General features: G+C 70.2%; 13 protein-coding genes. 8 read left to right on the plus strand and 5 right to left on the minus strand.

Annotated elements, in window-relative coordinates:
• Positions 1-69: 69 nt before the first annotated feature.
• Positions 70-1,299, minus strand: a complete 1,230-nt coding sequence (locus tag IEJ02_RS28065) for a hypothetical protein (RefSeq protein WP_191067384.1) — start codon at positions 1,297-1,299, stop codon at positions 70-72.
• 522 nt (positions 1,300-1,821) lie between these two features.
• Between IEJ02_RS28065 and IEJ02_RS28070 the strand changes: the two genes are divergently transcribed.
• From IEJ02_RS28070 to IEJ02_RS28090, 5 genes are all read left to right on the plus strand, one after another.
• Positions 1,822-2,829 carry an ABC transporter permease gene (locus IEJ02_RS28070; protein WP_137979398.1) on the plus strand — a complete coding sequence of 336 codons (1,008 nt, stop codon included), beginning with the start codon at positions 1,822-1,824 and terminating at the stop codon, positions 2,827-2,829.
• A 73-nt stretch (positions 2,830-2,902) separates the two neighbouring features.
• The gene (locus IEJ02_RS28075; RefSeq protein WP_317985937.1) at positions 2,903-4,705 is read left to right on the plus strand and encodes an ABC transporter substrate-binding protein; all 1,803 of its coding nucleotides are present in this window, start codon (positions 2,903-2,905) and stop codon (positions 4,703-4,705) included.
• Positions 4,706-4,796: 91 nt separating this feature from the next.
• Positions 4,797-5,774, plus strand: coding sequence for an ABC transporter permease (locus IEJ02_RS28080; protein WP_191067385.1), 978 nt, complete (start codon positions 4,797-4,799; stop codon positions 5,772-5,774).
• A 19-nt stretch (positions 5,775-5,793) separates the two neighbouring features.
• On the plus strand, positions 5,794-6,864 hold the full coding sequence (locus tag IEJ02_RS28085; RefSeq protein WP_137979396.1) for an ABC transporter ATP-binding protein: 1,071 nt from the start codon (positions 5,794-5,796) through the stop codon (positions 6,862-6,864).
• Positions 6,865-6,890: 26 nt separating this feature from the next.
• Positions 6,891-8,030: an ABC transporter ATP-binding protein gene (locus IEJ02_RS28090; protein WP_191067386.1), complete on the plus strand. Its 1,140-nt coding sequence runs from the start codon at positions 6,891-6,893 to the stop codon at positions 8,028-8,030.
• 97 nt (positions 8,031-8,127) lie between these two features.
• Here IEJ02_RS28090 and IEJ02_RS28095 read toward each other — a convergent pair whose 3' ends face one another.
• Entirely contained in the window at positions 8,128-8,910 is a 783-nt protein-coding gene (locus IEJ02_RS28095) for a GNAT family N-acetyltransferase (protein WP_191067387.1), read from the minus strand.
• 211 nt (positions 8,911-9,121) lie between these two features.
• On the opposite strand from IEJ02_RS28095, the gene IEJ02_RS48920 reads away from it, so the two are divergent.
• Positions 9,122-9,205 (plus strand): cittilin family RiPP precursor, encoded by an 84-nt coding sequence (locus tag IEJ02_RS48920; protein ID WP_223864545.1) that lies wholly within the window; start codon positions 9,122-9,124, stop codon positions 9,203-9,205.
• A gap of 82 nt (positions 9,206-9,287) precedes the next feature.
• Positions 9,288-10,607, plus strand: coding sequence for a cytochrome P450 (locus tag IEJ02_RS28100; RefSeq protein WP_191067388.1), 1,320 nt, complete (start codon positions 9,288-9,290; stop codon positions 10,605-10,607).
• Between the two features lie 119 nt (positions 10,608-10,726).
• On the opposite strand, the gene IEJ02_RS28105 is transcribed toward IEJ02_RS28100, so the two are convergent.
• Complete coding sequence (locus IEJ02_RS28105; RefSeq protein ID WP_191067389.1) at positions 10,727-10,924, minus strand: hypothetical protein; 198 nt, start codon at positions 10,922-10,924, stop codon at positions 10,727-10,729.
• Positions 10,925-11,043: 119 nt separating this feature from the next.
• The gene (locus IEJ02_RS28110; protein WP_191067390.1) at positions 11,044-12,057 is read right to left on the minus strand and encodes an NADP-dependent oxidoreductase; all 1,014 of its coding nucleotides are present in this window, start codon (positions 12,055-12,057) and stop codon (positions 11,044-11,046) included.
• A 123-nt stretch (positions 12,058-12,180) separates the two neighbouring features.
• Between IEJ02_RS28110 and IEJ02_RS28115 the strand changes: the two genes are divergently transcribed.
• A complete protein-coding gene (locus tag IEJ02_RS28115; RefSeq protein WP_191067391.1) occupies positions 12,181-12,726 on the plus strand; it encodes a TetR/AcrR family transcriptional regulator in 546 nt (181 codons plus the stop codon).
• A 41-nt stretch (positions 12,727-12,767) separates the two neighbouring features.
• On the opposite strand, the gene IEJ02_RS28120 is transcribed toward IEJ02_RS28115, so the two are convergent.
• Positions 12,768-13,892: an epoxide hydrolase family protein gene (locus IEJ02_RS28120; RefSeq protein ID WP_191067392.1), complete on the minus strand. Its 1,125-nt coding sequence runs from the start codon at positions 13,890-13,892 to the stop codon at positions 12,768-12,770.
• Positions 13,893-14,394: the final 502 nt, after the last annotated feature.

Here is a 14,394-nt window from a genome sequence, read left to right on the forward strand (position 1 = left end):
CCCGCGCCCCTGCGGGGCGCCTCTCGCACCGCAGTCGACTTCCCCTCCCGGAGCCGTGCCCGGCCGCCGTCACCAGCCCGGTGGCGGCGGAGGTGCGGACGGGGGCGGGGGCGCGGTGGGCGGGGTCCCGGGCGGTGGGGGCACCAGCGGCGGAGTGGCGGGCGGCGGCGGGGCATAACCGCCGCTGCCATAGCCGCCGCCATAACCGCCGCCGTAGCCCCCTGCCCCGGAGCCGTCCCCGTAGCCCCCGGGCCCCTGGGCGTCGTAGCCCCCGGGCCCCTGGGCGTCGTAGCCCCCGTCGTAGCCGCCATAGCCGCCGCCGTACGCCGGGGCGCCCCCGAGGCCCCCGGTGCCCGCGGCGCCCTCCTCCACGCCGGGCCGCGCCAGCGCGATCAGGGCGATCAGCCCCGCGATCGCCTCGAAGAAGCCGGTGAGCACGCTGAGCACGCCCACCGTCGGCAGATCGCTGAGGTGGTCCACGTAGTCGAGCTTGATGTAGAGCGACGCCTCGCTGATCCCCGTGGCCGTGACCAGGGCCGCCGCCACCATCCCCAGCGGGCGCGCCAGCGGTGCGCGCGCGAGCGCGGCGGCCGCTCCGGCCAGGCACAGCGCCACCGCCGCCCACGCGACCCAGGCACCCGGTGCCGAGAGCAGGGTGGGCAGCGTGTGCTTGCCGGTGAGCAGGTACTTGTAGATCTCCCAGCCGCGCTCCTGGGCCCAGTAGATCTGCCAGGCGGCGATGACGGCCCCGACGGCGCCCAGGAACAGCGCGCCGACGACCGCCGCCCCGGGCGAGGGGCGGCCCGGCGGCCGGTCGGTGGGCGAGACCGGCTGCCCGGGCGCGGCGGCGAGGTCGGCGGGGCGGCGTGCGGCGGCCACGACGGCCAGCAGCAGCCCCGCGAGCACCACCTGCACCCAGGCGCTGGCATTCGCCCGGGTCTTCAGATCGCCGGGGATGCCCTGGAGCCAGTCGGAGTTCAGGTTCCACAGGCTGGGCAGGCGCACCGCGACGGTCGCCACCGCGACCGCGCCGAGCGCGCCCGCGGCGGCCGGTGAGCGCAGGGCGGTGATCCCGACGACCGCGTAGACCAGCAACAGCACGAGGTCGAGCAGGGAGGAGCCGAAGATCCCTCCGGTGGCCCGGAACGGCAGCCCCGCCCAGGTCCACCACAGATGGTTCGCCTCATCGGCCTTGTCCAGGTCGTGGATGATCCATCCCAGCGAGATCAGCCCGAGCACCGCGCAGACGAGCGCCCCGAAGACGCGCGCTCCGCTGTTGAGTATCCGTCCCTGCCCCATAGCCGTAGGTCTCCCCCGCCTCGCACCCCGGGCAACCGTCGCGAGCCGAAGAAAAATACGCATCGTGGAAGAAAAATGCGGATCGTGACCGTCCGGAGACCGCGGGGAGATCCGACCGGTCGAGCCCCCGAAGGGGTGCGACCGGCCGGGGCGGCAAGGCGCGCCCCGGCCGGTCCACGGCACCCGCACGGCCGTACGCAGTTCAGCTTGACGCGTCCGTATATCGGTGTTGCGACAGGAGAGTTGCCTGTGTGTTAACGCGTTTCCTGTCCATAGTTCACGCTTTGTCCCCCACGGGGGATCTCTGTCAAGCACGCCCGGACCTCGATCTGCCAAATCTTCGCTCAAGACTCGAATGAGCGGCACATCCACCCTCCCCGGCCCCTTGACTGGGCCGTTCTCCGATTGCGAAAGTCCGCTCAACCCGACACGCATGCACCACCCTGGCGAGCGGGCGGCGACATGACGCGCATAGACAACGCGAGTTGACGGTGTGACACCAGTGCGGGGGGACGCTACGCGATGACGAGTCCATCCCAGACCGGCGTGGTCGAGAAGACCGCACCGGGCGGCCCGGAGGGCGAGGCGCCGGCCGGTCTGGCGCCCCGCCAGCTGATGTGGCGGCGCTTCAGACGCGACCGCACCGGTGTGATCTCCGCGTGCGTGGTGGCCTTCTTCTTCGCCGTCGCCGTACTGGCGCCGGTGATCGCCTGGCTGTACGGCAAGGATCCGTACACCACCTACGGCCTGGACCGGCCCGAGCTGCTGGACCCCCTCACCGGCTATCCGATGAAGCCCAACGGGGGCATCGACGGCGAGTTCTGGTTCGGCGTCGAGCCCAAGCTGGGCCGCGACGTGCTGACCCAGCTCGTCTACGGCATTCGCACCTCACTGCTGATCGGGCTGGCCGCGACCGTGCTGTCCACGCTCACCGGCATCGTGATCGGTGTCGTGGCGGGCTATATGGGCGGCCGCACCGACTACTTCCTCGGCCGCCTCATCGATCTGCTGCTGTCCTTTCCGCAGCAGCTGTTCTTCGTCGCCTTCATGCCGGTGGTCACCGCGCTGTTCGTCAGCCCGCAGAAGGAGACGCCCACCTATTTCCGGGTCACGGCCCTGGTGATGGTGTTGTGGCTGCTGGGCTGGATGCAGCTGGCCCGGCTGCTGCGCGGCCAGGTGCTCTCCCTGAGGGAGCGTGAGTTCGTCGAGGCGGCCAGGGTGACCGGCGCCTCGCCGTGGCGCATCGTCCGCAAGGAGCTGCTGCCCAACCTCGTCACGCCGATCCTGGTGCAGTCCACGCTGATGCTGCCGAACTTCGTGACGACGGAGGCGGCGCTGTCCTTCCTCGGCGTCGGCGTGGTGGAGCCGACCCCCGACTGGGGCCGGATGTTCGCCAAGGGCGCGAACTTCTACGAGGGCGACATCACCTACATGTTCTTCCCCGGCATCGCCATGGTGGTCTTCGTGGTCGCCTTCAACCTGCTCGGGGACTCGGTCCGGGACGCGATGGACCCGAAGACCACGCGGTGACCGGGGGGGGCCGGCGTGGCCCAAGGCAGTGAACGGCAAGTCTTCCGTCCGATGAGGCAGGTGCAGTGGCAACGTGAAGATCGAAGAACAGTCGAAGAGAAGCCGCAGAGCCCGTACCTACGCCGTCGCCCTGGCCGCGGGGGCCCTGGCGCTCGCGGGGTGCAGCAGCGGTGGAGGCGGCTCGAACCCCAAGGATTCGAACGAGCCCAAGATGGAGTCCCAGGACATCACCCTGGGCACCGCCGCCGACTCCACCGGGCCGGCCAAGGACCTGCCGGGCGCCAAGAAGGGCGGCACCGTCACGGTGCTCCAGCGGGACGCCTTCGAGCACCTGGACCCGGGGCAGATCTACGTCAGCGACGAGCTGATCATGCAGACGCTCTACAACCGGACGCTGACGAACTACCAGTTCGACGACAAGACGGGCAAGGCCAAGCTGGTCGGCGACCTCGCCACCGACACCGGCAAGTCCTCCGACGGCGGCCGCACCTGGACGTACACCCTCAAGGACGGGCTGAAGTTCGAGGACGGCTCGCCCATCACCTCCAAGGACGTCCGGCACGCCATCGAGCGGCTCTACGCGCCGTATCAGACGAACGGACCGACCTATCTCCAGCAGTGGCTCTCCGGGGAGGGCCAGAAGTACCGCAAGGCGCTTCCGGACGGCCCCTACAAGGGCAAGCACCTGCCCAAGTCGGTGCTGGACACCCCGGACGACAAGACCATCGTCTTCCACTTCGACCAGCCGCGCGCCGAGGTGCCGTTCGCGGTCGCCATGCCCAACATCGGCGCGGTGCCGCCGGGCAAGGACACCAAGGAGAAGTACGACAAGGCCCCGCTGGCCTCCGGTCCGTACAAGATCCAGAACTTCAAGCCGGGCAAGGGCATCCAGTTCGTCAAGAACGACCAGTGGGACCCGAAGACCGACTCGATACGCCATCAGTACGTCGACAAGTTCGACGTCTCCTTCGGCCACCAGTGGGTGGACTCCACCCGCCGGCTCCAGGCGGACAAGGGCGCCGACCGGAACGGGATGACGTGGACCAACGCGGTCGACCCGTCGCAGATCTCCACGGTCCTCAAGGACAAGGAGGCGATGTCCCGGTCACTGACCAAAACGCAGCCCTATGTGGATGTCGTTTCGATCAACACCGATCGGGTCAAGGACAAGAAGGTGCGCGAGGCGATCGCCTGGGCCTTCCCCAGCGGTCAGTACCTCCAGCAGTTCGGCGGTCCGAAGGCCGGTGAGATCGGCGGCGGACTGGTCGGCCCCACGCTCAAGGGCTACGACCCCTCGTTCGACCCGTTCCAGAAGAAGAAGTACCCCGGCGGCAACGCCAAGAAGGCCAGGGAACTGCTGAAGGAGGCGGGCAAGGAGAACTACGAGCTCGTCTACGCCTACGGCAACGGCGACACCCACCAGGACGCCTCGGTGGTCGTCGAGCAGGCCCTGGAGCGGGCCGGGTTCAAGGTGCAGAAGAAGGAGATCGACCAGTCGACGTATTACACCCAGATCGGAAAGGTCAAGAACAAGTACGACCTGTACCGGTCCTCGTGGGGTGCCGACTGGCCGTCCGCCTCGACCGTGGTCCCGCCGGTGTACGGCGGCGAGAACGTCTACGACGACTCCGCGAACTACTCGCACCTCAACGTCCCGTCGGTCAACGACGAGATCAGCAAGGTGACCAAGGTCAGCGATCTGAGCCGGGCCACCTCGGAGTGGATCAAGCTCAGCGAGAAGATCCTCACCGATGACGTCCCCGCCGTCCCGACCTTCTACAACCGGCTGTTCACCCTCTGGGGCTCGGGGCTCGGCGGAGTGAAGTTCAACTCGGTCTACGGCGCCGTGGACCCGACGGCCGTCTTCGTCAAGTAGCCGCGGCCGCACCCAGGCAGCGCAGAACCCGGCCGCGTCCGCCCCGGCGGACGCGGCCGGAACCCGCCCCTAGCGGAAGATCACCGACGTCATGTTGAGATTCCTCGCCCGCCGGTCCCTCGGCGCGATCGTGATCCTGATCCTGATCAGCGCGATCACGTTCTTCCTCTTCTTCGCCCTGCCCGCCGAACCGGCCCGGCTCGCCTGCGGCAAGAACTGCGATCCCACCTCGCTCGCCATGATCAACAAGAATCTGGGCCTGGACCAGCCGGTGCCGGTCCAGTACTGGAAGTTCATGGTGGGGATCGTCGCCGGGCGGGACTTCGCCGTGGGGCACTGCGACGCGCCCTGTTTCGGCTACTCCTTCGTCAGCCAGGAGCCGGTCTGGAGCACCATCGTCGACCGCTTCCCGACCACCCTCTCGCTCGCCGTCGGCGGCGCCGCCGTGTTCCTGGTCTGCGGGATCGGCATCGGCATGATCGCGGCCTGGCGGCGCGGCACCTGGATCGACAAGGTCTTCAGCTCGCTGTCGCTGCTCGGCGCCTCGATGCAGATCTACTTCGTCGGGGTGCTCGCCCTGGCCTGGTTCGTCAGCGGGCTGGGGATCATGGACCAGCCCGCCTACTACCCCTTCACCGAGAATCCGGCGAAGTGGTTCAGCGGGATGCTGCTGCCCTGGGTGGTGCTCTCGCTGATCTTCATGGCCAACTACAGCCGGATGACCCGCTCCCAGATGGTCGAGCAGCTGCAGGAGGACCACGTCCGCACGGCGCGGGCCAAGGGGCTCTCCAGCCGTACGGTCTTCTTCCGCTACGCCTGGCGCGGCGCCATCGCCCCCATCGTCACCATCTTCGGCATCGACCTCGGATCACTCCTCGGCGGGGCCATGGTCACCGAGTACACCTTCACCCTGCACGGCATCGGGCGGCTGGCGGTGGAGTCCGTCCAGCTCACCGATCTGCCGATGCTGATGGGCGTGATGCTGGTCAGCTCCGCGGCCATCGTGGTGTTCAACATCCTGGTCGACGCCGCCTACGCCTTCATCGACCCGCGCGTGCGCCTCGCCTGACTGACCCGGAGCTGCCGAGATGACCACACTCACCAAGCCCGACGACGGCGCGACGCCGCCACCGGCCCCCGGCGACGGCGCCTTCCTGTCCGTACGCGACCTGTACGTCCGGTTCTCCACCGAGGACGGGATCGTCAAGGCCGTGGACGGCCTCTCCTTCGACCTCGAGCGCGGCCGGACGCTCGGCATCGTGGGCGAGTCCGGCTCCGGGAAGTCCGTCACCAACCTCACCGTGCTGGGCCTGCACGATCCGCGCACCACCACCGTCAGCGGCGAGATCCTGCTGGACGGACAGGAGCTGACCGGCGCGCCCGAGCGCACCCTGGAGCGGCTGCGCGGCAACACCATGGCGATGATCTTCCAGGACCCGCTGACCGCCTTGTCGCCGTACTACACGGTGGGCCGGCAGATCGCCGAGCCGTACCGCAAGCACACCGGCGCCTCCAAGAGCGAGGCCCGCTCCCGGGCGATCGAGATGCTTCAGAAGGTCGGCATCCCCAACCCGCGGCTGCGGGTGGACGACTATCCGCACCAGTTCTCCGGCGGGATGCGGCAGCGCGCGATGATCGCGATGTCGCTGGTCTGCGACCCCGATCTGCTGATCGCCGACGAGCCGACCACCGCCCTCGACGTCACCGTCCAGGCCCAGATCCTCGATCTGCTGAAGGACCTCCAGCAGGAGTTCGGCTCCGCGATCATCCTCATCACCCATGACCTGGGCGTGGTGGCCAACACCGCCGACGACCTGCTGGTGATGTACGCGGGCCGGGCCGTGGAGCGCGGTACGGTCCGCGAGGTGCTGCGGGCGCCCCAGCACCCGTACACCTGGGGGCTGCTGGGCTCCATGCCGCGGCTGACCTCCGCCGTGGACGAGCCGCTGAGCCCCATCCCCGGCTCCCCGCCGAGCCTGCTCAGCCCGCCGCCGGGCTGCCCGTTCCACCCGCGGTGCCGCTACACCGACCAGGTGGCGGGCGACCGCTGTGCCACCGAGCGGCCGTCGCTGCCGGACGGCCGCGGCGCCGCCTGCCATCTGAGCGCCGAGCGGAAACAGACCCTCTTCACCGAGCAGATCAAGCCCCGGCTGGGCTAGGGACCAGGGCTTAGGAGCGCTGACGCATGAGCATCGAGTCGGGCACACCCGAACCCCTCCTGGTCACCGAGAAGCTGACCAAACACTTCCCGATCATGGGCGGCTTTCCGTTCAAGCGGAAGGTCGGGGCCGTGCAGGCGGTGGACGGGGTCGATCTGACCGTGCACGCCGGGGAGAGCTTCGGGCTGGTCGGCGAGTCCGGCTGCGGCAAGTCCACCACGGGCCGGCTGCTGACCCGGCTGCTGGAACCCACCAGCGGCACGATCACCTACCGGGGCCGGGACATCACCCACGCGGGGCGCAAGGAGCTCGCCCCGATCCGCTCCGAGATCCAGATGATCTTCCAGGATCCGTACTCCTCGCTGAACCCCCGGCAGACCGTCGGCACCATCATCTCCGGCCCCATGGAGATCAACGGCATCGATCCGCCGGGCGGCCGCGAGGCCCGGGTGCGCGAACTGCTGGAGATCGTGGGCCTCAACCCCGAGCACTACAACCGCTTCCCGCACGAGTTCTCCGGCGGCCAGCGCCAGCGCATCGGGGTGGCCCGCGCGCTCGCCCTGGAGCCCAAGCTGATCGTCGCCGACGAGCCGGTCTCGGCGCTGGACGTCTCCATCCAGGCGCAGGTCGTCAATCTGCTCCAGAAGCTCCAGCGGGAGCTGGGCATCGCCTTCCTGTTCATCGCCCATGACCTCGCCGTCGTACGCCACTTCTCGCAGCGCGTCGCCGTGATGTACCTGGGCAAGGTGGTCGAGGTGGGCGACCGCGACTCCATCTACCGCCGCCCCCGCCACCCGTACACCCACGCCCTGCTGTCCGCGGTGCCGGACGCGACGGTGGTGATGGCCGAGGACGCCCCGGACGGCCCGGACGGCCCGGACGCCGTGGAGACCACCCGCCGTGAGCGCATCCGGCTCGCCGGGGACGTCCCCTCCCCCATCAACCCGCCCTCCGGCTGCCGCTTCCGCACCCGCTGCTGGAAGGCCCAGGACAAGTGCGCGCGGGAGGAGCCGCCGCTCATCCGCCTGGACGGCAACCGCGAGGGCCACCTGTCCGCCTGCCACTTCCCCGAGGACCCGACGCTCGAGGCCCGCGAGGAGGACGTGGTGCTGGACCCGGCGCTGATCGCGGCGGAGTCGGAGGCCCTGCCGCACAAGGAGCCGTGACGGACCGGCCTTCCGGTATCAGAACCGCGAGTCCGCTGTCAGTACCGCGAGTCCGCCGTCAGAACCGCGAGTCCGCCGTCAGCACGCGAGTTCGCCGTCAGAACCGCGAGAAGGCGTGCGCGCGGCCGACGGCGGTGAACCCGCGGCGGCCGTACCAGCGCAGCGGCCAGTCGTCCTGGTCGGCGACGAGGAACCGCAGCGCGCACCCGGCGGCGGCCGCGCGGCGCAGCGCGTCGGCCAGGACGGCGTCGGCGAAGCCGCGGCGCAGATACGGCTCGGCGGTCGCCACCTCCTCGATCTGGGCGATCCCGGCGGCGGGCTCCAGATAGAGATCGGCCCAGGAGGCGATCTCGCCGCTGTCGTCGTGGGCGGCGAGGAAGAGCACCTCCTCGGCCCCGGCCCGCCGGGCGGTGCGCCGCTCCACGAGGTCGTGCACGGTCTTCTCGTCCGCGTCCGGCATCCACCGCCACTGCTGCGCCGTCACCGCCCGCCGCAGCAGCCCGTGCGGATCCGGCCCCAGCTCCCGCTCCACCACATCGGCCGCCCCGGCCTCCGGCGCCGGCCCGGTGTGGACCATCAGCACCTCGGTGACATGGGCGTATCCGGCCCGTTCGAGCGCCGGCACACAGAGCAGGCCCAGGGCCTCGTCATGGACCGTGATCCGGCGGTGCGGCAGGAAGGCCATGACCTCATCGGCGAGCTCGGGCAGCCCCTCGGGGTCGGCGGGCCCGGTGATGTGGAGCTGATTGTGCTCATGGGAGCGTGCGTACTCCCGGTGCAGCACCAGGAAACCGCCCGGCACCTCCCGCACCTCACCGGCCTGTCGGCGGGCGAAGGAGATCCGGAAGTCGATGATGCGCTGAAGGTCGTTCCGCGACACGTCGCGATCATAAGCGAATCCGCACCAGGAAACGCCTTTCGATAACTGGCAAACGTGCATAACCCACGGAGTAAAAGGAATTAAGCGATCCACTACCTTCTGATGAAAATTGTCAACTCTTGATAGTTGTGCGACGAATATTTACTGTCTAGCGCATGTCGGCACAGTGACCCCACTGTGTCCGACCCCCAACGAGAGGGAGGTGTTCGCCATGCGCAAGCTGATCCTCACCGGAGCGCTCTTCGCCCGGCTCACTCGTAAGGACCGTCTCACGCTGCCTTACTCGTACTACTAAACCGGCGCGGGTGAGCGCAGGCGGTGGCCGCGGCGGCAATGCCGCGGCCACCGCCGTTCGGCCACGATCCGAGGGGACGTCCATGACCGCCGCTCCGTACCGCACCGACCTGCCGGGCCCCTCCGGGGACAAGTACCTCGGCAATCTGCACGCCTTCTCCTCCGATCCGCTGGGCTTCCTGACCGACTGTTCGCGCCGCTACGGCGACGTGGTCCGGCTCGGAGAGAACAACGTGCTGCTGACCGACCCCGCCGACGTGGAGAAGATGCTGGTCGACCGGGACTCCCTGTTCTCCAAGGCCAGCGCGGACACCCGGCGCGGCTCGCGGCGGCAGGGCTTCCCGCACTCCACCATGAACAGCGACGGCGACCGGTGGAAGGCCAAACGGCACCGGCTGCAACCGGCGTTCGGGCGGTCACTGTCCACCAAGGCGGCCGAAATCGTCGACGCCCAGGGCGAGAAGCTGCTGCGCACCTGGCTCCCCGGCCAGGCCCGTACGCTCCAGGACGACATCGCGGTGGTGACCCTGCGACTGGTCACCCAGCTGATGTTCGGGGACGAGTTCAGCGATCGGGACACCGCCGAAGTGGCCCGGCTGGTGGCGCCCATCATGGACCTGTCGACCTCGCCGGTCCTGCTGCCCGAGTGGGTGCCGACCCCGCGCAAGCTGCGCATCCGCCGCTCGATGGCCCGCATCGACCGCACCCTGCGCGCCCTGGCCGCCTCCCCCGCCGCGCACGACCCGGAGCGCGCCCCCGTGTTGCACGCCCTCGTCCACGGCTCCCCCGCCCCCTCCCCGGAGGAACTGCGGGACGAGCTGGCCACCTTGATCATGGCGGGCTTCGAGACCACCAATGACGCGGTGGTCTGGACGAGCTTCCTGCTGGCCCGGCACCCCCGGATCGCCGAGCGGGTGCGGGCCGAGGCCGAGGCCGCCTTCGCCACCACCCCCGCCGGGCTCCCCCGGATGGAGGCCCTGCCCTACACCCACGCCGTCGTCCGCGAGGCGCTGCGCCTCTACTCTCCGGTCTGGCTGACCAGCCGGGACGCGCGGGAGGACCTCGACTTCGGCGGCTATCTCATCCCCGCCGGGACCACCGTCACCGTCAGCCAGTGGGTGGCCCACCGCGATCCGCGCTTCTGGGAGGAGGCCGAGGCGTTCCGCCCCGAGCGCTGGCTGGGCGGCGGCCCCTCCTCGGTGCCGCGCGGCTCGTACTTCCCGTTCGGGCTCGGCCCCCGCGTCTGCGTGGGAGCCGCCGTGGCCACCACCGAGACCGTCCACCTGGTGGCCGACATCTGGCGCCGCTTCCGGCTGGAGCTGACCACCCCGGACCGCGTCCACCCCCGCCCGGCCCTCGCCCTCCAGCCGGTCGGCGTCGAGGTGATCCCGCGCCCCTGGTGACCCCGGCCAAGATCGAGGCAGGGCGATCGCGGCAGGCGTCCTGTCGTCCATGACGCGGGGGCGCGGCAGGCGCGCCTGGTGCGATCGCTCAGCAGGTCTGACGGCCGGCTGCCACCACCTCACGTACCCCACATCATGTTGGACAGGGCCACGAACAGCACGAAGGCGATCCCCACGCCCTGTACGGCCTTGCCCCAGCCGGGCATGGATTCGCCCCGCTTGACCGCCGAACGCTGGGCGGAGAAGGCGACCGCCAGCGCGATGAGGGCGAGGGGGCCGAGCACGATGGACAGCCAGTCGACTTGCACGGGGGTCATGGCGGCACTTCCTTGCTTTACCTCGGCTACGGGCGGCCCATCATCCGCGGGACCGCCCGGGACCCCTCCCGAGGAGCGATGGCGTCGGCCTTCGCCGCGCGCGTGCGAACGGCTCGTTCCTAGGCGGCCGTGAGCACGATCTTGCCTTGGATATGTCCCCGGGAGGCGCGCTCGTGCGCCGCTCGGGCGTCCGCGAGCGGGAACGTGCTGTCCACCGCGACGCGAACCGTGCCCGCGTCGAGCAGGAGTCCCAGTTCGGCGAGTTGCGCGCCGTTCGAGCGGACCTGGGTGCCGGTGACCGTGACGCCCAGCTTCGCGTTCTCCTCGTCGTCGAACTCGCCGAAGTACACCGGGTACAGGGACCCGCCGCGCTTGACGGTGCGCAGGAAGCGCCTGCTGTGGGGACCCCCAACGGTGTCCAGGACGAGATCGACGTCACGGGCGACCTCCTCGGGCCGTTCCTTGGTGTAGTCGATGAACGCGTCGGCGCCGAGCTCGCGCAGGAACGTCTCGTGGGCGCCGGAGGCCACGGCGATGACGCGGGCCCCCTTCCACTTGGCCAGCTGGAGGGCGAGGTGCCCCACGCCACCGGCGGCGCCGTTGATGAGCACCGTGGTCCCGCTGCCGAGTGCCATCGGGCGGTGCCGGGCCTCCTGGAACGGCGAGGGATGGTCGTGCCCGAGTTCGATCAGGAACTGCCACGCCGTCAGCCCCGACATGGGCAGACCGGCGGCGTGCACGTGGTCGACGGCGGCCGGCTTGCGGGCGAAGTCGGACGCCGGGGCGGTGACGTACTCGGCGTACGCGCTGCCCTGGAGCGCGGTGGGGAAGCGCAGCAGCCCGATCACCTCGTCTCCGGCCGCGAAGCCGCTGACGTCGGCGGCGACGGCTGCCACGACGCCCGAGACGTCGGTCCCCGGAATCAGCGGGAGATGGAACGGGGGCTTGAGCTCGGGAGGCACGTTGGGCATTCCCTCGCGCACGTACCAGTCGGGAGGGTTGATGCCGACCGCGTGCACGCGGACGAGCACCTCACCCGGCCCCGGTTCGGGGACCGGCACCTCCTCATAACGCAGCACCTCGGGGCCGCCGAAGTCGTGCAGCCGGATCGCCCTCATCGTGCGTGTCGACATCATTTTCTCCTGCCCGCGACGCGGGATACGCTGATCGGATCAGTGGTCCACATATCCGAACCACTGATCCGAATATATGGACCACTGATCCGGATAGTCAAGCCGGATAGTCAAGAGGGGCAGATGCGGGCCGACGCCAGGAAGAACCGTGACCACCTGCTCGCCGTCGCGGGCACCGTCATCGCCGAGCAGGGCGTCGACGCGTCGCTGCGCGATATCGCACGCAAGGCCGGTGTGGGGCTCGCGACGCTGCTCCGCCACTTCCCGACGCGCGAGGCGCTGCTCGAGGCCCTGCTCCACACGAGCTTCGAGGAGCTGACGGCAAAGGCGGGCGAGCTTGAGACGTCGAGCTCACCCGAAGACGCTCTCGTTTCGTGGCTGCGCGACTGCGTGGCGTGGACCACCGAGTACCGGGGTGTGACCGTGCTGATGGCGGCCGCCATCGAGGACACCGAATCCGCGCTCCACGCTTCGTGCGTCACCCTCCGCGCGGCCGGCACGCGGCTGCTCACCCGTGCCCAGGACGCGGGCATGGCACGGACGGACATCGATGGCACCGATCTGTTCGCGCTGATCGCGGCGCTCGCGTGGCTCGGCGACCAGCCCTCGCTCGCGCCACGCGCCGATCACCTCTTCGACGTTGTCGCGAGCGCGATCTTGACGAAATGACGTTCCTCAGGGCCGGTCGCGCCCTGATCAGCGAAGGCAAGTCAGCGCAGGTCGCGGAAGAACGTCCGTACGTCGCCCACCAGCAGCTCCGGGACCTCCATCGCCGCGAAGTGGCCGCCCGCCCCGAACTCCGACCAGTGGGTGATCGCGTGCGACGGCTCGGCGAGGCGGCGGATCGCGGTGTCGCCCGCGAAGACCGCGACGCCGGTGGGGACCCCGGAGCGCTCGGGCGGTGCACCCCAGGCCGAGGCGGCCTCCTTGTAGAGGCGGGCCGACGGGCCCGCCGTGTTGGTGAACCAGTACAGGGAGACGTTCGTCAGGACGGCGTCGCGGTCCAGGGCATCGGGCTTGTCGCCGTGGGCGGCGAACCAGTCGGCGTTCCAGGCCAGCTGACCTACGGGCGAGTCGGCCAGGCCGTAGGACAGGGTCTGGGGGCGGGTGCTCTGGATGGCGGCGTAGCCGGACAGCTCGCGGCGCCAGCGTTCGAGCCCGGCGAGGCGTGAGCGCTCCGCCGGGGTCGGGTCCTCCAGTCCGGCCGGGTCGGCCGACCCGGCGGTCACCAGGGCGTTGAGGTGGACGCCGACGACCCGGGACGGCGCCACCCGGGCCACCTCGGGGGAGATCAGCGAGCCGAAGTCGCCGCCCTGCGTGCCGTAGCGCTCGTACCCCAGGCGCCGCATCAGCTCCGTCCACGCGGTGGCGATGCGGCGGATGCCCCAGCCGGGCTCGCGCGGCGGGGCGGAGAAGGCGAAACCGGGGAGGGACGGGATCACGACGTGGAAGGCGTCGGCCGGGTCGCCGCCGTGTCCGCGCGGATCGGTCAGCGGGCCGATGACCTCGGTGAACTCCGCGACCGAACCCGGCCAGCCATGGGTGATCAGCAGCGGCAGGGCATCCGGCTCGGGCGAGCGGGCCTGGAGGAAGTGCACCCGCTGCCCGTCGATCTCGGTCGTGAACTGCGGGAACGCGTTCAGCCGCGCCTCTCGCGCCCGCCAGTCGAACTCGGTGGCCCAGTACGCGGCCAGCTCGCGGACGTGGTCGAGCGACGCCCCGTCGGACCAGCCGGCGCCCGGAAGCCGCTCCGGCCAGCGGGTGCGTTCCAGGCGTCGGCGCAGATCGTCGAGGTCGGCTTCGGGGACGGCGATGCGGAAGGGACGGATCTCCATGGGCCGCACGGTAAGCGCGGTCGCGGACGGGGAGTGTCCGCGACGCCCGGCGCGGGCGGCAGTTCGTCCGTCGCGTACGACAGGGGAAGTGTTGTGCGGCGTCGGCGTCGGCGTCGCCCGAGGCTGGGGTGAAGCGATGAAATCTTCGGTAACAGGGCTTGAAGGAGAGCCCGTTGATACGGGAAAGTGTTCGAGAAAGCGCTTGCCGAGCGCGGGACGTACCGCTCGGCTCGCGCTTCACCAAATCTCCCTCGCCTCCGGCCTCGCCACCCCGGACAGCGGTCATCGACGTGCGCCGCCGCCGCGGCGGATGTCAGATGGGCCTAGGTGGTGTCCGACGGATCTTGCCGCCTACGGCGGGCTGCTCCCCCTCCCCGCCCCTTCCCGCAGCATGCATGTGCGGCTCCGCCGCGTGGCAGGGACTCCGCCCCTGGCCCCCGGGTCAGGGCGGAACCCCAGTTTCGGGGAAGGATCCGCCGGATGCCCCATAAGGCCGATCTTG

Source organism: Streptomyces sp. 5-10 (genome assembly GCF_014712245.1).
GTDB lineage: Bacteria > Actinomycetota > Actinomycetes > Streptomycetales > Streptomycetaceae > Streptomyces > Streptomyces violaceusniger.

Bases quoted from the DNA above. Each gene is read 5' to 3' on its own strand.
- IEJ02_RS28090 (WP_191067386.1), top strand. From the start codon at position 6,891: ATGAGCATCGAGTCGGGCACACCCGAACCCCTCCTGGTCACCGAGAAG.
- IEJ02_RS28065 (WP_191067384.1), bottom strand. From the start codon at position 1,299: ATGGGGCAGGGACGGATACTCAACAGCGGAGCGCGCGTCTTCGGGGCG.
- IEJ02_RS28120 (WP_191067392.1), bottom strand. From the start codon at position 13,892: ATGGAGATCCGTCCCTTCCGCATCGCCGTCCCCGAAGCCGACCTCGAC.
- IEJ02_RS28080 (WP_191067385.1), top strand. From the start codon at position 4,797: ATGTTGAGATTCCTCGCCCGCCGGTCCCTCGGCGCGATCGTGATCCTG.
- IEJ02_RS28105 (WP_191067389.1), bottom strand. From the start codon at position 10,924: ATGACCCCCGTGCAAGTCGACTGGCTGTCCATCGTGCTCGGCCCCCTC.
- IEJ02_RS28070 (WP_137979398.1), top strand. From the start codon at position 1,822: ATGACGAGTCCATCCCAGACCGGCGTGGTCGAGAAGACCGCACCGGGC.
- IEJ02_RS28100 (WP_191067388.1), top strand. From the start codon at position 9,288: ATGACCGCCGCTCCGTACCGCACCGACCTGCCGGGCCCCTCCGGGGAC.
- IEJ02_RS28085 (WP_137979396.1), top strand. From the start codon at position 5,794: ATGACCACACTCACCAAGCCCGACGACGGCGCGACGCCGCCACCGGCC.
- IEJ02_RS28110 (WP_191067390.1), bottom strand. From the start codon at position 12,057: ATGTCGACACGCACGATGAGGGCGATCCGGCTGCACGACTTCGGCGGC.
- IEJ02_RS28115 (WP_191067391.1), top strand. From the start codon at position 12,181: ATGCGGGCCGACGCCAGGAAGAACCGTGACCACCTGCTCGCCGTCGCG.
- IEJ02_RS48920 (WP_223864545.1), top strand. From the start codon at position 9,122: ATGCGCAAGCTGATCCTCACCGGAGCGCTCTTCGCCCGGCTCACTCGT.